Consider the following 24096-nt stretch of genomic DNA (forward strand, 5'->3'; position numbering starts at 1 on the left):
GCGGTCAGGCGGGAGTGGCGAGCCGCGCGATATGGTCGCGGATCGCGGGCGGCAGGCTCGCGGGGCGGCCGGTCGCGAGATCGACATGGACGCTGACCATCATGATCACGGTGTGGAGCGCGCCGGTAGCGGCATGCGTCAGCTCGATCCGCTTGGTGAGGCTCGACGTGCCGACCCGCTCGATCCGGACATGCGCCGCGATCGTGTCGCCGAGGCGGAAGGGCGCGAGATAGTCGATCTCGGTGCGGCGGACGTTGAATTCGGTGTCGTCCCAGCCGGGCACCGCGGCGGCGATCCCGCTCCAGTCCCAGAAGTCGGTGATCGCGACATCGGCATATTCGAGATAGCGCGAGTTGAAGACGATCTTCTGCCCGTCGATCTCGGCGTAGCGGACGCGGAAGCTGGTGGAGAAGGCGAAGCCGGGGCGGGTCATGGCTTTGGGGGATGGCTGGGGCGGGGGGTGGCGTCAACCTTTCGGGGGGCGCGTCTCTCCACGCCGTCATCCTGGACTTGATCCAGGATCCAGAGCCACGGGCGGCGTGCTGCTTGGCTCTGGGTCCTGACGTTCGTCACAGGATGACGGCTGGGGGCGGCGGGTCAGCCGGCGCCTTGGGCGGGGGTGTTGACGCCCATGCTCTGGAGGTAGCGCTTCACGTTGCGCGCGGCCTGGCGGAGGCGTTGTTCGTTCTCGACCATCGCGATGCGGACATAGCCCTCACCATTCTCGCCGTAGCCGACGCCGGGCGCGACCGCGACGTGCGCGTGGGTGAGGAGCTGCTTGGTGAATTCGAGGCTGCCGAGATGCGCGAGCGCGGGCGGGAGCGGCGCCCAGGCGAACATCGAGGCGCGCGGCGAGGGGATGTGCCAGCCGGCGCGGCCGAAGCTTTCGACCAGCACGTCGCGGCGCTTGTGATAGAGCTCGCGGTTGCGCGCGACGATGTCCTGCGGGCCGTTCAGCGCGGCGCAGGCGGCGGCCTGGATCGGGGTGAAGGCGCCGTAGTCGAGATAGCTCTTCACCCGGCTCATCGCCGCGATCAGCGTCTTGTTGCCGACCGCGAAGCCGATCCGCCAGCCCGCCATCGAATAGGTCTTGCTGAGCGAGGTGAACTCGATCGCGATGTCCTTGGCGCCCTTGACCTGGAGGATCGAGGGGGTCGGATTGCCGTCATAATAGAGCTCGGAATAGGCGAGGTCGGAGATGATCCAGACCTTGTTCTCCTTCGCCCAGGCGACGAGCCGTTCGTAGAAGGCGAGGTCGACCGCCTCCGCGGTCGGGTTGGACGGATAGTTGACGACGAGGATCGACGGGCGCGGCACGGTGAACGCCATCGCGCGCTCGAGGCTCTCGAAATAGGCGTCGTCGGGGGTGGTCGGCACCGCGCGGATCGTCGCGCCGGCGATGATGAAGCCGAAGGTGTGGATCGGATAGGACGGGTTGGGCGCGAGCACGACGTCGCCGGGCGCGGTGATCGCGGTGGCGAGGCTGGCGAGCCCTTCCTTCGAGCCCATCGTCACGACGACCTCGGTCTCGGGATCGACGTCGACGCCGAAGCGGCGGCCATAGTAATTGGCCTGCGCCTTGCGGAGACCGGGAATGCCGCGCGACTGCGAATAGCCGTGCGCGCCGGGCTTGCTGGCGACCTCGACGAGCTTGGCGATGACGTGCTCGGGCGGCGGCAGGTCGGGATTGCCCATGCCGAGATCGATGATGTCCTCGCCGCCCGCCCGCGCCGCCGCCCGCATCGCGTTCACTTCGGCGATGACATAGGGTGGCAGGCGTTTGATGCGGTAGAAATCGTCGGACATGATCGGCCCCGAGCTGGAGGAAGGGGTGCTGTACCGTATGCCGCGGGGGGCGTCATCCACCGCGTTTGGGTTCTGGTGGGAAAGGTGGGGGGTGGAGGCGGCGTGCCCGCCCTTTGTCATCCCCGCGGAGGCGGGGATCCATAGTCTATGCGTTTGCCGATGAGTCGCGGCGTTTGCCAGTCTGGATCCCCGCCTTCGCGGGGATGACGGAAGGGGAGGATGGCTGGGTGCTTTCGCCGGGTGGGGGAGTGGGTTAGGCTTGGGCAAAAGGAGAGGTTGCCCATGTCCGAGACGCCGGGGATTGCCGCACCGACGCTGGCCGAGTTGCAGCACTGGACCTGGGTGATGGGGCGGGCGCAGCAGATGATGATGGCGCAGGGGCTCGATGCGATCACCGCGCCGCTCGATGCGGCGGTGCCGGAGGCGATGGTGGTGCCGGGGTTCAACGATCCGGCGACGATTGCGCGGGTGCGCGATTTCTGGCGGGACGGCTTTGCGCTGTGGCAGCAGATGCTGGTGCCCGCGGGGGGCGGCGCGGCGCCCCCGCCCGAGCCCGGGCCCGCGACCGACAAGAGGTTCAAGGCGGCGCAGTGGCGCGAGCCGGTGTTCGACCTGATCCGGCAGAGTTACCAGACGATCGGCGACCAGATGCTGCGCAGCGTCGACGCGGTCGAGGGGCTGGAGCCGCGGCAGAAGGAGCAGCTGCGCTTTGCGACGCGCGGCTTCGTCGATGCGATGAGCCCGACCAACTTCGCGCTGACCAACCCCGAGGTGATCGAGAAGACGATCGAGACGCGCGGCGCCAACCTGTTGCAGGGCCTGCAGAACATGATGGCGGACATCGGCCGCGGGCAGCTCAGCCACACCGCACAGGGCAGTTTCGAGCTGGGCCGCAACCTGGCGATGACGCCGGGCAAGGTCGTGCTGCGCACGCCGCTCTACGAGCTGATCCATTATGCGCCGACCACCGAGCGCGTGCAGACGACGCCGCTGGTGATCTTTCCGCCGTGGATCAACCGCTTCTACATCCTCGACCTGAACCCCGAAAAGAGCTTCATCCGCTGGGCGGTCGAGCAGGGCTTGAGCGTCTTCATGGTGTCGTGGAAGTCCGCGGACGCGAGCATGAAAGACGTGATCTGGGACGATTATGTCGCCGCGCAGATCGAGGCGATCGAGACGGTGCGGAGCCTGCTCGACGTGCCCGCGGTGCACACGATCGGCTATTGCGTGGCGGGGACGACGCTGGCCGCGACGCTGGCGGTACTGAGCGCGCGGGGACAGGCGGAACGGGTGGCGAGCGCGACCTTCTTCACGGCGCAGGTCGATTTCGCGGATGCGGGCGAGCTCGCGCATTTCATCGACGATGAGCAGATCGCGCTGCTCGGCACGCTGTCGCCCGAGGGGTTTCTCGACGGGCGCTACATGGCGGCGACGTTCAACCTGCTGCGCGGGCGCGACCTGATCTGGAATTACGTCACCAACAACTATCTGCTCGGCAAGGATTATGTGCCGTTCGACCTGCTCCACTGGAACGGCGACACGACCAATCTGCCGGCGAAATGGCACAAGGCCTATCTGACCGACCTGTACCGCGACAATCTGCTGGTCGAGCCGGGCGCGATGGTGGTGGACGGCACGCCGGTCGACCTCGGCCGTGTGACGACGCCCGCCTATGTCCAGGCGGGGCGCGAGGATCATATCGCGCCGGCGGCGAGCGTGTGGAAGCTGACGACCGCGCTGTCGGGGCCGGTCCGCTTCGTGCTGGCGGGGTCGGGGCATATCGCGGGCGTGGTCAACCCGCCCGCCGCGGGGAAATATCAATATTGGACGCTGGATCCGGCCAGCACCGACACGCCGGCGAGCCTAGATGAATTCGTCGCCGCGGCGGTCGAGACCAAGGGGAGCTGGTGGCCCGACTGGGTCGCGTGGCTGCGCGCGATGGGGGACGAGACGGTCGCGGCGACGGGGGCGCGGATCCCGGGCGAAGGCGCGCTGCCCGCGCTTGGCGAGTCGCCGGGCGACTATGTGCGGATGCGGTGAGCGCAGGCCGCGTCCAGCGCCCGTTAACCAACACGTTGAATCGGGGAATATATTGCACTGCACAATGACGATTGTCGGGGCGTTGCAACTGTGATATATTGCGACGCAACACGATAAGGCGGGGGCAGATGTGATGCGGGGGTCTGGTTCGAAGTCGGGCGATCGCGGGACGGTCAAATCCGTCGCGCCGGCGCGAGCCAAGCGAGTCGCCAAGCCCGTCGCGTTGCCCCCGGCCGAGATGGTCGCGGCGGTTGAGACGGCCCCGGTCACGGAGCCTACCCCGATTGTCGAGCCTGCTCCGGCAACCGTGCAAGCCCTCGAAATCGCACCGCCCGAGACCGCGCCCGTCGCGCCTCCCGAGACTGCGCCCGAGATGGCGGTCGCCCCGGTCGAGGGGGCGGCGGGGATTGCTGCGGCGGACATTGCCGCGCAGCCCGTGAGCCCCGACGAGGCGCAGCCCGCCGCGTCCGACGACGCGCAGCCTGTGAGCACCGACGAGGTGCCGCCCGCCGTGACCGGCGTCGCGGTGCCGCTTGCAACACCCGTTTCGACACCAGCAGACATCGTCGTTCCCGTCGGAGCGGCGCGTACAGGAAAGGATGGCATGATGAATTTCGACACCGGCACGATCGAAAAGACCCAGGCAATGTTCGCCGACCTCTCGACCCGCGCGAAGGGCGCGATGGAGAAGAGCGCGGCTGCGTTCGAGGACGCCAATGCGTTCGCCAAGGGCAATATCGAGGCGATCGTCGAATCGTCGAAGATCGCCGCCAAGGGCGCCGAGACGCTGGGGCATGAGGTTTCGGCCTATGCCAAGGCGTCGTTCGAGGGCGCGACCGAGGCGATGAAGACGCTCGCCGCAGCCAAGTCGCCGACCGAGTTCATGAAGCTGCAGGGCGATTACATGCGCACCGCGTTCGACACGCTGATCGCGGACAGCGCGCGTTCGACCGAGATGATGATGAAGATGGCGGGCGAGATCACGCAGCCTCTGTCCAACCGGGTCGCGCTGGCGACCGAGAAGCTGAAGATCGCCAACTGAGCCGGTGACCGGGGTCGGCGCCGCGGGCGCCGTCCCCCGCCGGACGCGAGACGGGAGGGGCAGGCAGGGGATCCCTTGCCTGCCCCTTTTGCGTGGGCGCTGCTGGCGGGCGCTTGTGACGGGCCCTTTTGCCGGGCCTCATAGGTTGCCCTTTTAGCGGGCGGGGCTTGCTCTTCGACCATCAGGTGCCATATTTTCACGTCATGGCGCTGACACCGAAAATACTGGTTCCGATGACGATGACCGAGCGACGCTATAGCCGTGTTGAAGACGGGATCCGTGCCGAAGACGGGAACTCCGACGGCACCGGGGATTCCGGCGGCAACGACCGGGGAAATGTCGGCATCGCGACCAAGACGCGGTCGCGCACCAAGCAGCCGACGCCGTACCGCGTGCTGATGCTCAACGACGATTACACGCCGATGGAATTCGTCGTGCTGTGCCTGCAGCGCTTCTTCCGCATGGACATGGAGGCGGCGACGCGGGTGATGCTCCACGTCCACCAGAAGGGCGTCGGCGTGTGCGGGACGTTCAGCTACGAGGTTGCCGAGACCAAGGTCAGCCAGGTGATGGATTTCGCGCAGCAGAACCAGCACCCGCTGCAGTGCACGCTCGAAAAGGCCTGATCGCACGGTTTTGAGGGCGCGTCGGGTGCTAGGCCCGGCACTGAGCCCGGCGGGTCAGCGCGCGGGCGGGAGCCAGCGCAGGTCGAGACCGTCGAACCGGTTCACATAATTGGCGGCGCGCAGCAGCGCGGTCTCGTCGGTGAACGACACGCGGCCAGCACCACGCGCGATCAGCCCGTCCTCCTCGAGCTGGCGGAGCATGCGGTTGACATGGACCGCGGTCAGCCCGGTCGCGTCGCCAATCTCCTCCTGCGTGAGCGGCAGCGCGAAATCGGTGGTCGCGGCCTGTCCGGTCAGCCGGATGCGGTTGCGGATCTCGAGCAGCAGCGCGGCGACGCGGACCTTGGCCGAGGTCCGGCCGAGGGCTGCGAGCCGGTCGGTGAGCGCGACCTTTTCCATCTGGTTCATCACCATGATGACCGCGGCGAGCCGCGGATGTTCGGTCAGCAGCCCGGCCATCAGCGTCCGGTCGAACGGGCAGACGGTCAGGTCGGTCATCGCGACGATCGTCTCGGGCGAGTCGCGGTAGACGAGCGCCGAGACCGCGAGCATGTCGCCGGGAAACAGGAAGCGCAGGATCTGGCGGCTGCCGTCGTCGAGCAGGACATAGCTCATCGCCATGCCGCGCTGGAGGATGAAGAGCTCGGCCATCGGGTCGTGCTCGCGCAGCAGGATCGTGCCGCGGCGCAGGTCGCGCGGGCGCTCCTCGAGGCGCGTCAGTGCCGCGGTCTCGCTCTCGGTCAAGGTGATGTAATCGCCGAGACGTTCGGCGAAGCAGCTGTGCGGCACTCTAATCGGCTCCCCGTCCGCGCCCCAAAGAGCAAAGCCCTCGATTTTACGCATTAAAGTCGATCAATAGGGCCGGTATGAGCCACATTTGGTTGACCGCCAAGCGCGCCTGCGGACGCAGGCCCGCCATGCGGCCGGGCTTGCGCGGATCGTGCGGGGCGATAGACAGCCGGGGATGGACCGTATTCTCATTCGCGGCGGCAACCGCCTGACCGGGCGCCTGCCCATTTCCGGCGCGAAGAACGCCGCGCTCACGCTGATGCCCTGCGCATTGCTGACCGAGGAGCCGCTGACGCTGCGCAATTTGCCGCGGCTGGCCGACGTCGACGGGTTCGGGCATCTGCTCAACCAGCTGGGCGCGTCGACCGCGATCCAGGGGACGCGCCCTGAGGATTTCGGGCGGGTGATGACAATCCGCGCGGGCAATCTCACCTCGACTGAGGCGCCCTACGACATCGTGCGGAAGATGCGTGCGTCGATCCTCGTGCTCGGGCCGCTGCTCGGGCGCGGTGGCGAGGCGACGGTGTCGCTGCCCGGCGGCTGCGCGATCGGCAACCGGCCGATCGACCTGCATCTGCGCGCACTCGAGGCGATCGGCGCCGAGCTGGAGATGGCGGCGGGCTATGTGAAGGCGACCGCGCCGGGCGGACGGCTGACGGGCGGGCGCTATCGCTTCCCGATCGTGTCGGTCGGCGCGACCGAGAATGTCGTGATGGCGGCGGTGCTCGCGCGCGGGACCAGCGTGATCGAGAATGCCGCACGCGAGCCCGAGATCGTCGACCTGTGCCGCTGCCTCGTCGCGATGGGCGCGTCGATCGACGGGATCGGCACCGAGACGCTGACGATCGAGGGTCGCGACCGGCTGCACGGCGCGACCTATGCGGTGATGCCCGACCGGATCGAGGCGGGCAGCTATGCCTGCGCGGCGGCGATCACCGGCGGCGACCTCGAGCTGACCGGCGTGACCGCGTCGGACATGGGCGCGACGCTCGACGCGCTGGTCGAGGCGGGGGTGAGCGTTACCCCGACCAAGGACGGCATCCGCGTCGCGTCGGACGGGCATCTCCAGCCGCTGACGCTGTCGACCGCGCCCTATCCGGGCTTTGCGACCGACATGCAGGCGCAGTTCATGGCGATGCTGTGCAAGGCGGACGGCGCGAGCGTGCTGACCGAGACGATCTTCGAGAACCGCTACATGCACGTGCCCGAGCTGGCGCGGATGGGCGCGGACATCCAGGTGCGCGGCCGTACCGCGGTGGTGCGCGGCGTCGACAAGCTGGTCGGCGCGCCGGTGATGGCGACCGACCTGCGCGCGTCGATGAGCCTGATTTTGGCTGGGCTCGCGGCGGATGGGGAGACGTCGGTTGGGCGGGTCTACCATCTCGACCGGGGGTATGAGCGGCTTGAGGAGAAGCTCAGCGCGGTCGGTGCGGATATCGAGCGGGCGAGCGACGGGTGAGGCTTCGGGCGTCGGACGTCCCTCCACCGTCATCCTGACGAAAGTCAGGATCCAGAGCCATTAAGCGCGGAGCCTGTAACCCTGGGTCCTGACTTTCGTCAGGATGACGGGAAGGGGTGGCGGGTGCCGCGCGTCAGGCGATGCGGTCGGGGACTTCGGCGGCGTCGTGTTCGATCGTGGTGGCGGGGGCGACGGCTTCCCAGGGGAAGACGAACCAGTCCTTGGTGTCGCGGCGGTCGATCGTGCGCGCGGTGTAGTCGATGCGTTCGGCGGAGCTGAGATTGTCGATCAACGTCGCGAAGCGGATCGCGCCGGGCGTCGCGCCCGCGGCGGCGAGCGCGGTGCGCAGATGGGTGATCGTGCGGCCCGAATCGTTGATGTCGTCGAGGAAGAGCAGGCGTTCGCCCGACTGGGTGCGCGCGGCGAGCTTGACGAGCGGCTGGTCGGCGAAATCCTCGACCTGGCTGGAATAGTCGACCGAGAGCGTAGGGAGGCCGATCGCGTGGCTGAGGAAGACCGCGGGGACGAGACCGCCGCGGCCGATGCCGATGATGAAATCGGGAGTCCAGTCGGCGTCCGCGCGCAGCTGTGCGGCGAGGGTGTGGATCGCGGCGACGAAATCGTCCTGCGGGATGGGGGTGAAGATCGGCATCCGTTGCGCTTTAACGGGTGGGGGGCGCTGGGGCCAGCCGGTGTTCGGATCGGGTTCGGGTAGGGCGGGTTTGCTGGGCTCTGGATCCTGACTTTCGTCAGGATGACGGGAAGGGGAGAAGGGGGAAGGCGGGGCGCCCGGTCCGGGTGTTTCCCCGCGAAGGCGGGGACCCAGTCTGGGCTCCCGCCTTCGCGGGAGAACAAGGTTAGGCTCAGATCGCTTCGAGCGCCTGCGTGAAGTCCGCGATCAGGTCGTCGGCATCCTCGACGCCGATCGAGATGCGCACCAGATTGTCGGTGATGCCCAAAGCCTGCTTGCGCGCGTCGGGGACCGAGAGGTGCGTCATGCCGGCGGGGTGGCTGGCGAGCGTTTCGGTGCCGCCGAGCGAGACCGCGAGTTTGGCGATCTTGAGCGCGTCGAGAAAGGCGAAGCTCTCGCGCTCGCCGCCTTTCAGGTAGAGCGAGAAGGTCGAGCCGCCGCCGGTGCAGTGGCGGCGATAGATGTCGGCCTGACGCTCGGCGCCGGGTTCGTCGGCGAGAAAGCCGAGATAGCCGACGCGCTCGACCTTGGGGTGATGCCGCAGATAGGCGCAGACCTTGGCCGCATTCTCGCCCGCGCGGCTCATGCGGAGCTCGAGCGTCTCGAGACTGCGCAGCAGCATCCAGGCGGTGTTGGGATCGGTGATCGTGCCGATCGTGTTGCGCATCGTCCGGATCGTGTTGATGTGCGCCTTGGTGCCGAGCACGCCGCCCGCGACGAGATCCGAATGACCGCCGACATATTTGGTCAGCGAATAGACGACGATGTCCGCGCCGTGCTTGAGCGGCTGGAACCAGAGCGGTCCGAGGAAGGTGTTGTCGATCGCGATCGGCGGCTTCTCGTCACCGAATATCGCGTCGCGGCTGGCGGCGACCGCCTCGACATCGACCAGCGCGTTGGTCGGGTTGGCGGGGCTTTCGAGATAGATGAGCGCGACATTGCCGGTCGCGGCCTCGGTCATCACCGCGTCGATCTCCTCGCGCGTGGCGCCGGCGGGGAAGTCGAGCCACTTGACCCCGAATTTGCCGAGCACGCGGCCGATCAGCGTCTCGGTCGCGGCGTAGAGCGGCCCCGAATGGACGATGGTGTCGCCGGGCTTGACCATCGCGAGGAACAAGGTGGCGATCGCGGACATGCCGGACGAGAAGGCGAGCGCGTCCTCCGCCTCTTCCCAGACGCCGAGGCGATCCTCGAGAATCTCCTGGTTGGGGCCGTTGAAGCGCGAATAGACGAGGCCCTCGGCACCGCCCGGACGCTTGCCGGTGACGCCCTCGAAATGGCGCTTGCCCGCGGCGGCATTGGGGAAGACGAAGGTCGAGGTGAGGAAGATCGGGGGCTTGAGCGACCCTTCCGACAGCGACGGGTCGTAGCCATGGCCCATCATCAGCGTCGAGGGTTTCAGCTTGCGGCCGCCGATCTTCTCGACCTCGGGCTTGGGGGCGACGCGCGCGGCGACGCCGGTGAGGTCGGCTTCGGTCTCGGCGGGCATGCCGGTGGGGGTCGGGGTATCGGACATTCTGGGCTCCTGCATGACCCGTCTGGTGCGGGCCGATGCGGCGAGCCTAGCGATGCGCAACCGGTTTGGGGAGGCGTCAGAGGCCGATGATACTGATCTGGCGACCATAAGTGGGTTCGCCGCGATGGGTCGCGCGGCGATAGCTGAAGAAGGCGTCGTCTTCGGTGTAGGTGTCGCGGCCGAGCGCCTCGACCCGGCCGACCCCCGCGGCGGCGAGGCGGTTGACGACATAGGCCTCGAGATCGAACTGGTAATGGTCGGTGCGGGCATCCGCGAAGAAGCGTTCGTTCTCGGGATCGGCCTCGCAGAAGCGGCGGAGGAAGCCGGTGTCGACCTCGTAGCTGGCGCGCGCGATGCACGGGCCGACCGCTGCGACGATCCGGTCTCGGCGCGCGCCGATCGCCTCCATCGCGAGCAGGGTGGCATCGGTGACGCCGCCGAGCGCGCCCTGCCAGCCGGCATGCGCGGCGCCGACGATCCCCGCCTCGCTGTCGGCGAAGAGGACGGGCGCGCAGTCCGCGGTGAGGATGCCGAGCGCGAGCCCGGGGCGGTCGGTGACGAGCGCGTCGGCGCGCGGGCGGAATGTGTCGTCGACGGGGGCGGTGATCGTCACCGCCTCGGCCGAGTGGATCTGGTAGAGGCCGACGAGCTGCGCGCCGGGGAGGACGGCGTCGGTCGCGCGGCGGCGGTTATCGGCGATCGCGGCGGGGGAATCGTCGGAGCCGGTGCCGGTGTTGAGGCTGGCATAGGCGCCGGTCGAGACTCCGCCGGTGCGGGTGAGGAAGCCGTGGGGGATGGGGGCGAGCGATTTTGCGCGGATGGGGGTGGGGGCGGTGGTGTCAGTCATGCGCGTGTGTCCTGCTTAAGCTCTGGCGCCACCCCGGCGGAGGCCGGGGTCCAGTTGGGGGACGGTTGTGATGGGGGGCGGCGCTTCATTACCGGGGACGTGCCAACTGGGCCCCGGCCTTCGCCGGGGTGGGGGTCTGGGGGTGAGGCACCGGCGTGCTGCGGTTCCCCGGCGGAGGCCGGGGTCCAGGTGGGGGGCGGTTGTGACGGGGGGCATCGCGTCGTTACCGGGGCTTTCCCAACTGGGCCCCGGCCTTCGCCGGGGTGGAGGTTGGGGTGGAGGTGCCGCGTCATAGCGCCAGGCGCATGATGCGGTCGTCGTCCGCCTTCTCGCCGACCATGAAGACGTAGCGGCCGATCTCGGTGAAGCCGTAGCGCTGGTAGAAGCGGTGGGCGCGGTGGTTGTCGACATAGACGCTGAGGATCATCTCGGTCCGGGCGTCGGCGCGCGCGGTGGCGAGCGCCCAGTCCATCAGCGCGGGGCCGACGCCGGCGCCGTGCTGGTCGGCGCGGACGTAGAGCTGGTAGAGCTCGACCGCGGTGGCGGGCCAGTCGCCGGGGAAGGCGACCGGGCCGGTCTTCGCGAACCCGACGATCGCACCCTCGTCGAGCGCGACATGGATGCGGAAGGCGGGGTCGCCGATCTGCGACGGCAGGCCCTGCGGCCCGAACGCCTGGTCGAGGAAGGCGGCGAGATCCTGCGGGCGGTAGAGCGTGCCGAACGTCTCGGTGAACGACGCGCGTGCCATCGCGGCGAGCGCGGGGCCGTCGGCGGGGCGCGCGTCGCGGTAGGTGATCATGCGAAGGCGGCCGGGTTGGGCCAGCTGGGCGACGTGATCGCGAGCGCTTTGAACAACGACCCCATGTCGTCCATCAGCCGGCGGCGGTCGGCGGCGAGCGCCTCGGCGCGGTCGGGCGAGGCCTTGGCAAGTGCGGACGTGCGCGTGTCGATGCCGAGCCCGCCGAGCAGGTCGCGCTGTGCGACGGGGCCCCAGGCGACCGCGCCATCGGCCTGCGCGGCGGCGGCGAGCGTGGTGAAATCGACATGCGCGGTCAGGTCGTGCTCGCCGGGCGATTCGAACGGGTTGGCGAAGGCGTGCGCGCGGACCGCCTGGAGCGTGTCGCCGAGCGCGGGGCCTTCATAGCCGTAATCGATCGCGAGCAGCGCGCCGCCCTGTGCGACGAGGCGTTTGGCGAGCGCGCGGACGATGCCGACCGCGGCGGGGGCGGTTTCTAGGATCGATCCGGCGGGCGCGTCGCGGAAGGGCTCGGGGATGACGGCGTCGGGAAGCGGCTTGCCCGCGATCGGGAGGAACAGCAGGTCCTGCGCGGCGACGAGGCGTTCGTGCCAGGCGTCCTCGCGCTTCAGCAACTGGCGGATCGGCAGCGCGTCGAAGAATTCGTTCGCGACGACGATCAGCGGAAGCTCGGTCGGCAGCGTGTCGATCGCGTCGTGCCAGGTCGCGGCGGGGACGCGCTCGGCCTGCGCGGTGCGGAGCGCGGGGCTGGTCTCGACGAAATGGACGGGGGGCGTCAGGCCGGCCTTGGCCATCGCGCGCAAGGCATCGGCGGCGAGCGTGCCGCGGCCGGGGCCGAGCTCCACCCAGGCGACGTCCGGGCGGCCGGCGCGGTCCCACAGGTCGGCGCACCACAGGCCGAGGAGCTCGCCGAACATCTGGCTGATCTCGGGCGCGGTGGTGAAGTCGCCCGCGGTGCCGAGCGGGTCGCGGGTCGCGTAATAGTGCGCGTTGGCGGCGGCCATGTACTGCGCGACGGGGACGGGACCGGCGAGGGTGATCGCGCGGGCGAGGCGTTCGGGGAGGGCGGTGTCGGGTGCGGTGTCAGTCATCATGTACTTCTCTACCTCCCCGGCGGAGGCCGGGGCCCAGTTGGGGGACGGTGATGACGGGGGGCAGCACGCTCGTCACCTGGGCCTTCCCAACTGGGCCCCGGCCTTCGCCGGGGTGGGGGTGAGGGGTGTGTCCGTTACGCGACGCTCTGCGAGCCGGCGATCGGTTCGACGCGGATGCGGCGGCGGGCGGCGGTGAGGATCAGGAAGAGGCCGCCGAGGATCATCGGCACGCAGAGCCACTGGCCCATGTGGAGCCCGGTCTTCTCGGCAAAGGCGCGCAGCTGCGAATCGGGTTCGCGGAAGAATTCGACGGTGAAGCGCGCGAGGCCGTAGCCGAGCACGAACAGGCCGACGAGCTTGCCCGGATCATAGCGCGCCTTGGTCTTCCAGAAGGCGAACCAGAGGAGCGCGAACAGTGCGAGCCCCTCGAGCCCCGCCTCGTAGAGCTGGCTCGGGTGGCGGGCGGGTTCGATCATGCCGAAGGGGACGGTGCGCGCGAAGACGATGCCCCAGGCGACGTCGGTCGGCTTGCCCCAGAGCTCGCCGTTGACGAAGTTGGCGAGCCGCCCGAAGAACAGCCCGAACGGCACGCAGCAGGCGATATAATCGTGGACGCGCAGCCAGTTGAGCTTGTGCTTGCGCGCGAACAGGATCAGCCCGAGCGACACGCCGATGACGCCGCCGTGGAACGACATGCCGCCGTCCCAGAGCCGGAGGATGCGCAACGGGCGCAGGATCATCTCGGGCGCGTAGAACAGCACATAGCCGAGCCGCCCGCCGAGGATGATGCCGAGCGTCGCGTAGAAGACGAGGTCGTCGGCATGACGCCTGGCCATCGGTGCGCCGGGCTGGGCAAGCAGCTTCAGCAGATACCACCAGCCGAGCAGGATCCCGCCGATATAGGCAAGGCTGTACCAGCGCAGCGTGAAGAAGCCGATCGAGAAGACGTCGGGGTGGAGCCCCAGGTCCTCGAACCGGATATGTTGGCCCGTAGCGGGGCTAGGCAGGCCACCGGCTACGGCGGCTAAGGTCGACAGGATCAATGGCTTTTCCCCACGCGTTCGCGCCTGCATAATGAGCGGTGACGATAAGACCAAGGCGATAAGACCGGGGTCGTCGTAGCAATGGGAGAGCGAGATGCGGACCGAGCTAGACGCGGCGATGGATTCGACGATGGCGGCGCTGACCGCGCCCGGGGGGATGCTTGGGCTCGGATCGATCGAGCGGTTCGGCGTGACGCTGCCGACGATCGCGGTCGCGCCGCCCGCGCTCAACGCCTATTTCGCGCATTATGCCGGTGAGCACCGCGACCAGGTGTTCCTTGTCGCAGGCGACGAGCGGCTGACCTTCGCCGAGGTCGAGGACGCCGCCGAGCGCGTCGCCTGCGCGCTGGTGTCTGCGCACGGCATCCAGCGCGGCGACCGGATCGGCATCGCGATGCGCAATTCGCCGTCGTGGATCGTGCTGTACATGGGCATCATCATGGCGGGCGGGGTCGCGACGCTGCTGAACGGCTGGTGGCAGTCGGACGAGCTGGAGGCTGCGATCCGCGACGTCGACTGCAACATGGTGTTCGCCGATCCGCCGCGCGTGAAGCGGCTGGCGCAGATCGCCGGGCTGGCGACGCCGGTGATCGGGATCGACGACACCCAGCCGCTGCGAATCGCGCTCGACGTGCTGCTGAAGGAGGACCCGGTCGGCGTCGCGCTGCCGCCGCTGGGCCCCGACGACCATGCGACGATCCTGTTCACGAGCGGGTCGACCGGTCAGTCGAAGGGCGCACTGTGCGATCACCGCGCGATCATCCAGGCGATCTTCAACTATCTGGGGCAGGCGATGATGATGCTCGGCATCGCCACCGCGCAGGGCAATCCGCCGGTCGGGCAGCCGGTCACGCTGCTGACGATCCCGCTGTTCCACATCACCGGCGAGGTGCCGGTGTTCCTGCAGAGCTTCGCTATGGGGCGCAAGCTGGTGCTGATGCCCAAATGGGATGCGCGCGAGGCGATGCGGCTGATCGAGGCGGAGGGCGTGACCTATTTCGTCGGCGTGCCGCTGATGAGCTTCGAGATCCTCAACCATCCCGATCGCGGCGACTATGACCTGTCGACGGTGACCGATTTCGCCGCGGGCGGCGCGCCGCGGCCGGTCGAGCATGTCCGGCGGCTGGGCGAGGAAATGGGCGGCAGCGCGCCGCTGATCGGCTACGGCCTGACCGAGACGAATGCGGTGGGGACGGGTAACTGGCGGAGCAATTATATCGCCAAGCCCAATTCGGCGGGGCGGGCGAGCGCGCCGCTGGTCGACCTCGCCATCCTCGACGATGACGGGCGTGCGCAGCCCGCGGGCGTGCGCGGCGAGGTGGGCATCCGCAGCGTGTGCAACTTCAAGGAATATTGGAACCGGCCCGAGGCGACCGCGGCGGCGTTCACCGCGGACGGCTATTTCCGGACGGGCGATATCGGGTTTCTCGACAAGGACGGCTATCTGTTCATCGTCGACCGCAAGAAGGACATCATCATCCGCGGTGGCGAGAATATCTCGTGCCAGGAGGTCGAGGCGGCGCTGTACCAGAACCCCGCGGTGGCCGAGGCGGCGGTGTTCGGGCTGGCGGACGAGCGGTTCGGCGAGGTGCCGGGCGCGGTCGTGGTGCTGCAGGAAGGCGAGACGCTGACGCCGGACGATCTGTGCGCGTTCCTCCACCAGCATATCGCGGCGTTCAAGGTGCCGCAGCGGGTCTGGATCGCCGACGCGCCGCTGCCGCGGCTGGGGACGGAGAAGATCGACAAGGTGACGATCCGGGAGCGGTATCGGGGGATGGTCTGAGGGGGTGCCTTCGGCCGGCGGGGCGTCGGCCGGGGTGGCGTTCGGGGCTCTGGATCCTGACTTTCGTCAGGATGACGGACGGAGCGAGGCACCGGCACGCCCACCCACTCCCGTCATCCTGACGAAAGTCAGGACCCAGGGCCCAGCGGCGTTGCGTCCTGTTACCCTGGGTCCCGACGTTCGTCGGGATGACGGAGGGGGTTGAGGGGCGGACGGATGACCCACCCACTCCCGTCATCCTGACGAACGTCAGGATCCAGAGCCCAGCAGCGTTGTGGCCTGTTACCCTGGGTCCCGACTTTCGTCGGGATGACGGGAGGGGGATGAGGTGCGGGCGGATGATCCAATCCTTTCGTCGGGATGACGGGTGGGGGGTGGTGCGCGCTCCCCGCTCCCCGCATCCGGCGGTTTGCGGCGCCTTCACCGCGGGGGGGAGACGGGGTAGGGGCGCGGGATGATCAGTCGGCGGGGGATTTTGGCGGGGGGCGGCGTGGGGATCGGGCTGGTCGTGGCCTGGGGGCTGTGGCCGCGCGACTATGCGCCGACGCTGGTGGCGGATCCGGGGGAGAGCGCGTTCGGGGCGTGGCTGAAGATCGGCAGCGACGGGCATGTCACGGTCGCGGTGCCGCAGGCCGAACAGGGGCAGGGCGTCTATACCGCGCTGGCGCAGATCGTCGCGGACGAGCTGGGTGCGGACTGGCGGACGGTGGGCGTCGAGCCCGCGCCGCTCAACCCGCTTTATGCCAATCCGGTCGGGCTGAACGCGCTGTTCGAGGGGATGCCGGGCGTGGTTCCCGCAGCGGTCGCCGGCCCCGCGCCGATGCTGACCGCGGGATCGAGTTCGGTGCGGATGTTCGAGGCGGCGTGCCGCGATGCCGGCGCGGCGGCGCGGGTGCTGCTGTGCAAGGCGGCGGCGCGGCGCTGGGATGCGGACTGGGCGGACTGCCGGACCGAGGCGGGGTTCGTCGTGCAGGGCACGCGGCGGATCCGCTTCGCCGCGCTGGCCGAGGACGCCGCGCGCGAGACGCTGCCGGACGACCCCAATATCGGCGGGCCGGGCGCGGGCGCGCTCGCGGGGCGGTCGGTGCCGCGGATCGACACGCCTGCCAAGGTCGACGGATCCGCCAATTTCACCGGCGACGTCCGCCTGCCCGACATGGTCCATGCGGCGATCCGGCAGGGACCGGTCGGCGACAGCCGGCTGATCGGGGTCGACCGCGCCGCCGCGGACCGCGTGCGCGGCGTCCTGCAGATCGTCGAGACGCCGGCCTGGGTCGCGGCGGTGGCGACGACCGGCTGGGCGGCGCAGCAGGCGCTGTCCGCGATGGCGCCGCGCTTTTCCACGCGGGGGCGGCTGGTCGACAGCGGGACGATCGCCGCCGCGCTCGACGCCGCGTTCGAGACGCCGGGGGCGACGATGGCGCAGAGCGGGGAGATCGGCACGCTGCTCGACGGGGCGGGGGTGGTGACCGCCGCCTACCGCGTCGCGCCCGCGGTGCATGCGGCGATCGAGACGCGCAGCGCGACCGCGGCATACCGCGACGGGATCCTCGAGCTGTGGCTGCAGACTCAGGCGCCGGGGCCCGCGCGCGCGGCGGCGGCGGCCGCGGCGGGGATCGACGAGGCGCAGGTGGTGATCCATCCGATGCCGGTCGGCGGGGCGTTCGGCGCCGCGCTGGAGCATGACGCGGCGGCGCAGGCGGCGGTGCTGGCGGTGCGGCTGAAGCGTCCGGTCAGCCTGGTCTGGTCGCGGGCCGAGGACCTGATGCACGACCGCTATCGGCCCGCGGCGGCGGCGCGGCTGGCGGCACGACTCGATGCGCGCGGGCGGATTCTCGCTTGGCGCACGGTGATCGCGGCGCCCGCGACCGGCGCGGAGATCGCGGCGCGGGTGCTGCCGGGGATTGCGAGCCGGGCGGCGACCGCGCTGACGCGGGGCGATCCGCATGCGGTCGGCGGTGCGCTGCCCGCCTATGCGATCCCGGCGGTGGCGGTCGTGCATCATGCCGCCGAGATCGGCGTGCCGACGGGCGCGCTGCGCGGCGGCGCGCATGGCTATACCGCGTTCTTCACCGAGACGTTCGTCGACGAGCTCGCGCGGATCGCCGCGACCGAGCCGATGTCCTACCGGATCGGCATGCTGGGCGGCGGCGCAAGACTCGCGCGGTGCCTGTCGACCGCGGCGTCGCTGGGCGGGTGGAATGGCGGCGTCCCCGGCAGCGGCCAGGGGATCGCGGCCCACGCCTTTCGCGGCAGTTTCATCGCGGTGCTGGCGGAGGCGCATCTCGGCGCGGACCGGCGGCCGGTGGTCGAGCGGCTGGTCGCGGCGGTCGATTGCGGGGTGCAGATCAACCCCGATCTGGTCCGCCAGCAGATCGAGGGCGGGCTGATCTTCGGGCTGGCGACCGCGCTGGGTGCGACGACCGGCTTCACGCGCAACCTGGCCGATGCGCGCGGCTTTGGCGACCTGCACCTGCCGCGGCTGGCGGACACGCCCGACATCACCGTCGAGCTGATCCGCAGCGACGAGGCGCCGGGCGGGGTCGGCGAGCTGGGCGTGCCTGCGGTCGCGCCGGCGATCGCCAACGCAATCTTCTCCGCAACGGGCTTTCGTCTGCGCGATTTGCCTTTAAGACCCTCGACATGACCCTGCCCCCCGACCATCCCGCGATTCCGAAGCCCCGGATCGGCGTCCTGCTGATGAACTTGGGGACGCCCGACGGCCCCGACGTGCGATCGGTCAAACGCTATCTCGGCGAATTCCTGTCGGATCGCCGCGTCGTCGAGATCCCGGCGATCGCGTGGCAGCCGATCCTGCGCGGCATCATCCTGAACACGCGGCCGAAGAAATCGGCGCATGCGTACAGCCAGGTGTGGCGCGAGGACGGATCGCCGCTCGCCGCGATCACGCGGTTGCAGGCGGCGGCGGTGAAGGATTCGTTCGGGCCCGAGGTGATGGTCGACTGGGCGATGCGCTATGGCCGGCCGGCGATCGCCGAGCGGCTGAGCGCGATGCAGGCCGCGGGCTGCGAGCGGATCCTGCTCGCGCCGCTCTATCCGCAATATTGCGCGGCGACGACCGCGACCGCCAACGACAAGGCGTTCGCGCATCTGGCGGGGCTGCGCTGGCAGCCCGCGCTGCGCACGCTGCCGCCTTATTATGACGATCCCTTGTATATCGATGCGCTGAAGACCGATCTCGAGACGTCGCTCGCCGCGCTCGATTTCGTCCCCGATGCGATCGTCGCGAGCTTTCACGGCATGCCCAAGCGGACGCTGGAGATGGGCGATCCCTATCATTGCCACTGCCAGAAGACCGCGCGGCTGCTGAGCGCGGCGATGGGGCGCGAGCTGACGGTCGCGTTCCAGTCGCGGTTCGGGCCGCAGAAATGGCTCGGGCCCGCGACCGACGAGACGCTGGTCGAACTGGCCAAGGCGGGGAAGACCAAGGTCGCGATCTTTGCCCCCGGCTTTTCGGCGGACTGTCTGGAAACGCTCGAGGAATTGTCGATTCGCGGGCGCGAGAGCTTCGAGGGGGCGGGCGGCAAGGACTTTGCCTATCTGCCGTGCCTGAACGACGGCCCTGCGGGAATCGCGATGCTTGAGCGGCTGCTCGCACGCGAGCTTGAAGGTTGGACGCGCCGCGGTTAGCCTCCGGTAAAACACGTATGGCGGGAGAGAAGGCATGGCACGCGTCGCGATCGTAACCGGGGGAACGCGTGGCATCGGCGAGGCGATCAGCCTTGCGCTGCAGAAGACCGGGCTGACCGTGGCGGCGACCTATGCGGGCAATGCCGAACGCGCCGAGGCGTTTGCCGCGCGGACGGGAATCGCGGTCTATCAATGGGATGTCGCGGATTATGACGCGTGCCAGGCGGGCTGTGCGAAGGTCGCGGCCGATCTGGGCGATGTCGACATCGTCGTGAACAATGCGGGCATCACGCGCGACGGCACGATCCTGAAGCTCAGCTATGACGACTGGAAGGCGGTGATCGACACCAATCTGGGCGGCTGCTTCAACATGGCCAAGGCGGTGTTCCCGGGCATGCGGACGCGCAAATGGGGGCGGATCGTCAATATCGGCTCGATCAACGGGCAGGCTGGGCAATATGGTCAGGTCAATTACGCCGCGGCGAAATCGGGCATCCACGGCTTCACCAAGGCGCTGGCGCAGGAGGGCGCGCGGGCCGGGGTGACGGTCAACGCGATCGCGCCGGGCTATATCGATACCGACATGGTGGCGGCGGTGCCGGCCGACGTGCTCGAGAAGATCGTCGCGAAGATCCCGGTCGGGCGGCTTGGCCAGGCGAGCGAGATTGCGCGCGGGGTGGTGTTCCTGTGCTCGGAAGAGGGCGGGTTCGTGACCGGCTCGACGCTGAGCATCAATGGCGGGCAGCATATGTATTAACGGTTTGGGCCCGGCTGCGGGGCAGCCGGGCCCAAACCGGCACGGCCGGCGGACGGGTGCAACCCGGTCCGGCCGACGGCTTTGCCGGCGGCGTGGGGTTTGGGCGAGTCGCTGGGGACGGTGGCCTGGGCTCTGGATCCTGACTTTCGTCAGGATGACGGGAGTGGGATGTCGATCACCCCTGCCAAAAATTAGCCGTCATCCTGACGAAAGTCAGGACCCAGGGTCACGGGCGTTGCGGGTGGAACCCTGGGTCCCGACTTTCGTCGGGATGACGGACGAGGGGTGTGATGACGGGGTGGGCGTGATGGTGGCGTAGGCAGGCCTGCCGTCGGCAAAGCCGTCGGCCGGGTTGGCGCGGGCGCCACTCGCCGGCCGGTCCGGTTCCGCGCGGTGCGCGGCGCCGGACGAACACGAGGCCGGCTTCCGGGGGGAAACCGGCCTCTGCCCTCGATACGCTACGCGAGGGAACTGGAGGAACTGGGTGGCGCGGGTGCTCGGCTTGGCGAGCCCCCGCGCTTTCGCGCTTAGCGGCGGCAGTAGCGCGGGTTGTCCGACTTATCGATCGCGTTGCCGGCGAGGCCGCCGCCGGCGGCGCCGAGCAGCGCGCCGATCGTGCCGTTGCCGCGACCGGCAACCGTGTGGCCGAGCAGGCCGCCGGCGAGGGCGCCGACGATCGTGCCGCCGGTGTTGTCGCAGCCGCGACGGTTGTTGCGGTCGTTGCGGTAGTTGTAGCGGCGGTCGTTGCCGCGATATTCGCGGTCATAGCCCCGGCCACGGTCATAGCCGCGCCCGTCGTAACCGCGGTCATAGCCGCGCTCGTAGCCGTAGCGCTGTGCCTCGGCGGCGACGGGGACCAGGGTCGCGGTGCCCATTGCGAGCGCGCTGACGGCGAGGGTGAAGGTCTTAAACATCAAACGTCTCCCATTTGGGACCTGGGGGAGTGCGCCGGTGGCGGGCCCTTCGATCCTGATGACAGCCTTATGGTCGAGTCGGATTGAGCCGAGCCTGAATGCGTTCGTTATCAACGGTTCAGGCGCGACTCCGGTCCCGCGCCCTATCGCGCGCGCCTGACTGGAAGCGGGTGCCCCCGGGCGCGGCAGCGGCTATGGGGCGGGCGTGCGGCGTTTCCCGACCCTGTTGTTCGTGCTGGCGAGCGTGTACCTGCTGGTGCCCGGATGGAGCGGCACGTCGCGGCTGCCGCTGCTGGGCGCGGCGGCGGACATGACCGCGACGCGGGTGCGGATCGATCCGGCCGATCCGTCGCGGCGGCGGCTCGGCGGGCTGACCTATCTGGGCGGGGTGGTGCTGCGCAGTCGCGATTCGGCGTTCGGCGGGTATTCCTCGATCGCGGTCCGTCGCAGGGCCTCGCGGACACAGGTGACGTTGCTGAGCGATGGCGGGAATATCGTCCGCTTTCATATCGGTGACGACTGGCGGCCCGCGGGGATCGGCTTTGCCGCGCTGCCGGGTGGTCCCGGGCAGGGCTGGTCGAAGCGCGACCGGGACAGCGAATCGCTGACGATCGATGCCGCGACGGGGACCGCCTGGGTCGGGTTCGAATATTGGAACGCGGTCGGGCGCTATGCCGCGGGGGCGGACGGCACGCTGCTGGCGCGATTCGACGGGCTGGTCCGGCCGCGGGCGATGCGCGAATGGCCCGACAATGGCGGGCCCGAGAGCATGGTGCGCCTGCGCGACGGGCGATTCGTCGTGCTGTCGGAGACTGCGCGGCCGCGGGTGCGGACGAGCGCGGGCGGGGTCGGGCGCGGGACCGGGCGGCGGGGGCTGCTGTTTGCGGGCGACCCGCTGACGGCGCGCGGGGTGGGCTTTACCTATGTGCCGCCGACGGGGTTCAGTCCGGTCGATGTCGCCGAGCTGCCCGACGGGCGGCTGATCGTGCTCAATCGCGCCTTTGCGGCGCCGTTTGCGTTTTCCAACACCGTGACGGTGATCGAATCGGGGGCGATCCGGGCGGGGGCGGTGGTGCGGGGGCGCGAGATCGCCCGGCTGGCGGCGCCACTGGTGCATGACAATTTCGAGGGGATCGCGGTGGGGCGCGAGGGGGACGACACGGTGGTGTGGATCGTGTCGGACGACAACGAGACCGTGCTGGAGCGGACGCTGTTGCTGAAGTTTCGGCTGGAGGGGTAGCGGGGGGCGAGCGGGGCTAGCGGTGGTGTCTCGACTTCGCTCGACACGAACGGGAGGGGTTTGCTCGACACGAACGGCGGGGGGCGCGCGGGGATGGCGGTGTCTCGACTGCGCTCGACACGAACGGAGAGGGGGTGGAACGGGTTCGGCGGCGCGTTTCGTTGCGACGGGCGCACAAACGCCGACGGCCCGCGCTCCGGTGGGAGCGCGGGCCGGGGCCGTGTCGCAGTCGCGCGGGTTAGGCGGCGGCGGCGATCTTCTTGACGACGTCGCGCTTCAGGCGGCGGGCCTTGAGCGAGAGCTTGTCGTCCGAGGTCTTGACGAGCCAGTTGTCGAGGCCGCCATTATGCTCGACCGAACGCAGGCCGTGCGTCGAGACGCGGAGACGAACGCTCTGCTCGAGCGAATCGGAGATCAGCGTGACGTTCTGCAGGTTGGGCAGGAACGTACGCTTGGTCTTGTTGTTGGCGTGGGACACGTTGTTCCCGACCATCCGGCCTTTGCCGGTCAGTTCGCAAATGCGCGACATCTGTCTACCTATCAAGTGTCGGGAGGAACCCCGGAAAGGCGCGCGGATACCCGGCAAGCGCGGCCGCGTCAACCGATTCACCCGTTTTTGCCGATCGGCGCTTGCGTGGATGCGGCGAACGGGGCGGCAGAGCGGGGCGTGCAACCGCGCGGGGTTGATCGACGTTGTTACGCCATCGAACCGGTCGACGCCCGCATTGGGTCGTGGCCTTATATAAGGGGAATTCCATGCGTACGCTCTTGTCTCTGGTCGCGATCGCGCTGCTCGCCGTCGTCGCTCTGATGTATTTCGGGATCATCAACATCGACCAGACGCGTGCCGGCGCGATTCAGACGCCGAAATTCGAGGCGGACGTTGCCAAGGTGCGGCTGGGGACCGAGACCAAGACGGTCGCGGTGCCGACGATCTCGGTCGACAAGCCGGGGACCGCGGCGGACAATGGCCAGGTGCCCGCCAACTGATCCGCGCCCGCCCTGCGCTGTGGCTTTACCTGATGGGGAAGGCAGGGCAGGGCGGGGCATGTTTCCGATCCCCGACCCGATGCGGCGCGCGCTCGACGCCGCGCGCGATGCCGCGGCAGCGGGCGAGGTGCCGGTCGGCGCTGTCGTGGTGCGTGCCGGGCAGGTGATCGCGACCGCGGCCAATGCGCCGCGCGCGCTGTGCGATCCGACCGCGCATGCCGAGATGCTTGCGATTCGCGCGGCGGCGAAGGTGCTGGGGCGGGATCGGCTGGAGGACTGCGATCTGTGGGTGACGCTGGAGCCGTGCGCGATGTGCGCGGGGGCGATCGCACACGCCCGGATCGCGCGGCTCTATTACGGGGCGGCGGATGCGAAGGGCGGCGCGGTCGAACATGGCGCGCGGTTCTTCGGGCAGCCGACGTGCCATCATCGGCCTGAGGTGTATGCGGGGATCGGGGAGCGGGAGGCTGGCGCGTTGCTGACGGGGTTTTTCCGGGGGCGGCGTCCGTAGAAGAAGAATGGGTTCGCGCGGAGACGCGGAGGCGCGGAGGGGGTGCATCCGGCCCTTCGGTCGGGAGACCCTGACCTTTTGCGCTGCCGGACGTGATCGGGCGGTCGCTCTGCGACGTCCACACCGTCTCCGCGCCTCCGCGCCTCCGCGTGAACCAAACTTCTTCTGTCTTGTGGCGCGTGCTCGTCCTTCCGGCTGACGCCGGAGTGCAGGGCCATGCGGGTTTGCGCTTGTGGCCTTGGGTCCCGGCCTTCGCCGGGATGACGGGGTGATTAAGAAGAGTGGGTTCACGCGGAGGCGCGGAGGCGCGGAGGGGGTGCATCCGGCCCTTCGGTCGGGAGACCCTGACCTTTAGCTCTGTCGGACGTGATCGGGTGGTCGCTTCGCGACGTGCACACCCTCTCTGCGCCTCCGCGTCTCCGCGCGAACCCCCTTCTTCTACTGCCAGTCCGCCCGCACCCTAGGTCCCGGCTTTCGCCGGGATGACGGAGGGGGCGGGCGGACGGGGGGGGTTAGCGGAGGTCGTTCTGGGTGATGGGG

The 24096-nt window shown here is 69.3% G+C and carries 22 protein-coding genes; 11 read left to right on the forward strand and 11 right to left on the reverse strand.

Going from position 1 to position 24096, the window contains the following annotated elements; all coding sequences use genetic code 11:
- Positions 1-4 precede the first annotated feature (4 nt).
- Complete coding sequence (locus ASE89_RS02320) at positions 5-433, reverse strand: acyl-CoA thioesterase (RefSeq protein WP_056673656.1); 429 nt, start codon at positions 431-433, stop codon at positions 5-7.
- Positions 434-597: 164 nt separating this feature from the next.
- A complete protein-coding gene (locus tag ASE89_RS02325) occupies positions 598-1806 on the reverse strand; it encodes an LL-diaminopimelate aminotransferase (protein WP_056673660.1) in 1209 nt (402 codons plus the stop codon).
- A 282-nt stretch (positions 1807-2088) separates the two neighbouring features.
- Between ASE89_RS02325 and ASE89_RS02330 the strand changes: the two genes are divergently transcribed.
- The 3 genes from ASE89_RS02330 to clpS all read left to right on the forward strand — a co-directional run bounded on the left by ASE89_RS02330 (position 2089) and on the right by clpS (position 5514).
- Positions 2089-3846, forward strand: coding sequence for a PHA/PHB synthase family protein (locus ASE89_RS02330; RefSeq protein WP_056673663.1), 1758 nt, complete (start codon positions 2089-2091; stop codon positions 3844-3846).
- A 307-nt stretch (positions 3847-4153) separates the two neighbouring features.
- Complete coding sequence (phaP, locus tag ASE89_RS02335; RefSeq protein WP_168427529.1) at positions 4154-4888, forward strand: phasin family protein; 735 nt, start codon at positions 4154-4156, stop codon at positions 4886-4888.
- Between the two features lie 239 nt (positions 4889-5127).
- Positions 5128-5514, forward strand: coding sequence for an ATP-dependent Clp protease adapter ClpS (gene clpS, locus ASE89_RS02340; protein WP_056407432.1), 387 nt, complete (start codon positions 5128-5130; stop codon positions 5512-5514).
- Positions 5515-5568: 54 nt separating this feature from the next.
- Here the strand turns inward: clpS and ASE89_RS02345 are convergent, their stop codons facing one another.
- Positions 5569-6357, reverse strand: coding sequence for a Crp/Fnr family transcriptional regulator (locus ASE89_RS02345; RefSeq protein ID WP_082451192.1), 789 nt, complete (start codon positions 6355-6357; stop codon positions 5569-5571).
- Between the two features lie 121 nt (positions 6358-6478).
- On the opposite strand from ASE89_RS02345, the gene murA reads away from it, so the two are divergent.
- A complete protein-coding gene (murA, locus tag ASE89_RS02350) occupies positions 6479-7762 on the forward strand; it encodes a UDP-N-acetylglucosamine 1-carboxyvinyltransferase (protein ID WP_031440515.1) in 1284 nt (427 codons plus the stop codon).
- 133 nt (positions 7763-7895) lie between these two features.
- On the opposite strand, the gene ASE89_RS02355 is transcribed toward murA, so the two are convergent.
- The 6 genes from ASE89_RS02355 to lgt all read right to left on the reverse strand — a co-directional run bounded on the left by ASE89_RS02355 (position 7896) and on the right by lgt (position 13710).
- Entirely contained in the window at positions 7896-8414 is a 519-nt protein-coding gene (locus tag ASE89_RS02355) for a phosphoribosyltransferase (RefSeq protein WP_031440516.1), read from the reverse strand.
- A 211-nt stretch (positions 8415-8625) separates the two neighbouring features.
- Entirely contained in the window at positions 8626-9969 is a 1344-nt protein-coding gene (locus ASE89_RS02360; protein ID WP_373928262.1) for a cystathionine gamma-synthase family protein, read from the reverse strand.
- Between the two features lie 76 nt (positions 9970-10045).
- Positions 10046-10816: a peptidoglycan editing factor PgeF gene (gene pgeF / locus ASE89_RS02365; protein WP_056673670.1), complete on the reverse strand. Its 771-nt coding sequence runs from the start codon at positions 10814-10816 to the stop codon at positions 10046-10048.
- 289 nt (positions 10817-11105) lie between these two features.
- Positions 11106-11615 (reverse strand): GNAT family N-acetyltransferase, encoded by a 510-nt coding sequence (locus ASE89_RS02370; protein ID WP_056673672.1) that lies wholly within the window; start codon positions 11613-11615, stop codon positions 11106-11108.
- The gene (locus ASE89_RS02375; protein ID WP_056673676.1) at positions 11612-12664 is read right to left on the reverse strand and encodes a class I SAM-dependent methyltransferase; all 1053 of its coding nucleotides are present in this window, start codon (positions 12662-12664) and stop codon (positions 11612-11614) included. The genes ASE89_RS02370 and ASE89_RS02375 overlap by 4 nt, the downstream gene beginning before the upstream one ends.
- Positions 12665-12801: 137 nt before the next feature.
- Positions 12802-13710, reverse strand: a complete 909-nt coding sequence (gene lgt, locus ASE89_RS02380; protein ID WP_031440708.1) for a prolipoprotein diacylglyceryl transferase — start codon at positions 13708-13710, stop codon at positions 12802-12804.
- Between the two features lie 94 nt (positions 13711-13804).
- Here lgt and ASE89_RS02385 point away from each other — a divergent pair, with 94 nt between their 5' ends.
- The 4 genes from ASE89_RS02385 to phbB all read left to right on the forward strand — a co-directional run bounded on the left by ASE89_RS02385 (position 13805) and on the right by phbB (position 19901).
- The gene (locus ASE89_RS02385) at positions 13805-15493 is read left to right on the forward strand and encodes a class I adenylate-forming enzyme family protein (protein ID WP_201781519.1); all 1689 of its coding nucleotides are present in this window, start codon (positions 13805-13807) and stop codon (positions 15491-15493) included.
- A gap of 454 nt (positions 15494-15947) precedes the next feature.
- Complete coding sequence (locus ASE89_RS02390; RefSeq protein ID WP_056673678.1) at positions 15948-18140, forward strand: xanthine dehydrogenase family protein molybdopterin-binding subunit; 2193 nt, start codon at positions 15948-15950, stop codon at positions 18138-18140.
- Positions 18137-19144, forward strand: coding sequence for a ferrochelatase (gene hemH / locus ASE89_RS02395; RefSeq protein ID WP_056673681.1), 1008 nt, complete (start codon positions 18137-18139; stop codon positions 19142-19144). The genes ASE89_RS02390 and hemH overlap by 4 nt, the downstream gene beginning before the upstream one ends.
- Positions 19145-19178: 34 nt before the next feature.
- Positions 19179-19901, forward strand: a complete 723-nt coding sequence (phbB, locus tag ASE89_RS02400) for an acetoacetyl-CoA reductase (protein ID WP_031439092.1) — start codon at positions 19179-19181, stop codon at positions 19899-19901.
- Positions 19902-20428: 527 nt separating this feature from the next.
- Here phbB and ASE89_RS02405 read toward each other — a convergent pair.
- Positions 20429-20815, reverse strand: a complete 387-nt coding sequence (locus ASE89_RS02405) for a glycine zipper 2TM domain-containing protein (RefSeq protein WP_056406961.1) — start codon at positions 20813-20815, stop codon at positions 20429-20431.
- A gap of 205 nt (positions 20816-21020) precedes the next feature.
- Here ASE89_RS02405 and ASE89_RS02410 point away from each other — a divergent pair, with 205 nt between their 5' ends.
- On the forward strand, positions 21021-22055 hold the full coding sequence (locus ASE89_RS02410; protein ID WP_236701592.1) for an esterase-like activity of phytase family protein: 1035 nt from the start codon (positions 21021-21023) through the stop codon (positions 22053-22055).
- Positions 22056-22293: 238 nt separating this feature from the next.
- On the opposite strand, the gene rpmB is transcribed toward ASE89_RS02410, so the two are convergent.
- Entirely contained in the window at positions 22294-22584 is a 291-nt protein-coding gene (rpmB, locus tag ASE89_RS02415) for a 50S ribosomal protein L28 (RefSeq protein ID WP_031395040.1), read from the reverse strand.
- A 227-nt stretch (positions 22585-22811) separates the two neighbouring features.
- On the opposite strand from rpmB, the gene ASE89_RS02420 reads away from it, so the two are divergent.
- Positions 22812-23045, forward strand: a complete 234-nt coding sequence (locus ASE89_RS02420; RefSeq protein WP_031395039.1) for a hypothetical protein — start codon at positions 22812-22814, stop codon at positions 23043-23045.
- A 79-nt stretch (positions 23046-23124) separates the two neighbouring features.
- Entirely contained in the window at positions 23125-23556 is a 432-nt protein-coding gene (locus ASE89_RS02425; RefSeq protein ID WP_056675180.1) for a nucleoside deaminase, read from the forward strand.
- Positions 23557-24096 lie beyond the last annotated feature (540 nt).

The organism is Sphingomonas sp. Leaf30 (assembly GCF_001422525.1).
In the GTDB taxonomy this organism is placed as follows: domain Bacteria; phylum Pseudomonadota; class Alphaproteobacteria; order Sphingomonadales; family Sphingomonadaceae; genus Sphingomonas; species Sphingomonas aerolata.

Bases quoted from the DNA above. Each gene is read 5' to 3' on its own strand.
- ASE89_RS02405 (WP_056406961.1), bottom strand. From the start codon at position 20,815: ATGTTTAAGACCTTCACCCTCGCCGTCAGCGCGCTCGCAATGGGCACC.
- ASE89_RS02360 (WP_373928262.1), bottom strand. From the start codon at position 9,969: ATGTCCGATACCCCGACCCCCACCGGCATGCCCGCCGAGACCGAAGCC.
- phbB (WP_031439092.1), top strand. From the start codon at position 19,179: ATGGCACGCGTCGCGATCGTAACCGGGGGAACGCGTGGCATCGGCGAG.
- ASE89_RS02375 (WP_056673676.1), bottom strand. From the start codon at position 12,664: ATGACTGACACCGCACCCGACACCGCCCTCCCCGAACGCCTCGCCCGC.
- hemH (WP_056673681.1), top strand. From the start codon at position 18,137: ATGACCCTGCCCCCCGACCATCCCGCGATTCCGAAGCCCCGGATCGGC.
- ASE89_RS02345 (WP_082451192.1), bottom strand. From the start codon at position 6,357: ATGCGTAAAATCGAGGGCTTTGCTCTTTGGGGCGCGGACGGGGAGCCG.
- ASE89_RS02390 (WP_056673678.1), top strand. From the start codon at position 15,948: ATGATCAGTCGGCGGGGGATTTTGGCGGGGGGCGGCGTGGGGATCGGG.
- ASE89_RS02355 (WP_031440516.1), bottom strand. From the start codon at position 8,414: ATGCCGATCTTCACCCCCATCCCGCAGGACGATTTCGTCGCCGCGATC.
- clpS (WP_056407432.1), top strand. From the start codon at position 5,128: ATGACCGAGCGACGCTATAGCCGTGTTGAAGACGGGATCCGTGCCGAA.
- ASE89_RS02325 (WP_056673660.1), bottom strand. From the start codon at position 1,806: ATGTCCGACGATTTCTACCGCATCAAACGCCTGCCACCCTATGTCATC.
- ASE89_RS02330 (WP_056673663.1), top strand. From the start codon at position 2,089: ATGTCCGAGACGCCGGGGATTGCCGCACCGACGCTGGCCGAGTTGCAG.
- rpmB (WP_031395040.1), bottom strand. From the start codon at position 22,584: ATGTCGCGCATTTGCGAACTGACCGGCAAAGGCCGGATGGTCGGGAAC.
- ASE89_RS02385 (WP_201781519.1), top strand. From the start codon at position 13,805: ATGCGGACCGAGCTAGACGCGGCGATGGATTCGACGATGGCGGCGCTG.
- ASE89_RS02425 (WP_056675180.1), top strand. From the start codon at position 23,125: ATGCGGCGCGCGCTCGACGCCGCGCGCGATGCCGCGGCAGCGGGCGAG.
- ASE89_RS02370 (WP_056673672.1), bottom strand. From the start codon at position 11,615: ATGATCACCTACCGCGACGCGCGCCCCGCCGACGGCCCCGCGCTCGCC.
- ASE89_RS02320 (WP_056673656.1), bottom strand. From the start codon at position 433: ATGACCCGCCCCGGCTTCGCCTTCTCCACCAGCTTCCGCGTCCGCTAC.
- pgeF (WP_056673670.1), bottom strand. From the start codon at position 10,816: ATGACTGACACCACCGCCCCCACCCCCATCCGCGCAAAATCGCTCGCC.
- murA (WP_031440515.1), top strand. From the start codon at position 6,479: ATGGACCGTATTCTCATTCGCGGCGGCAACCGCCTGACCGGGCGCCTG.
- ASE89_RS02420 (WP_031395039.1), top strand. From the start codon at position 22,812: ATGCGTACGCTCTTGTCTCTGGTCGCGATCGCGCTGCTCGCCGTCGTC.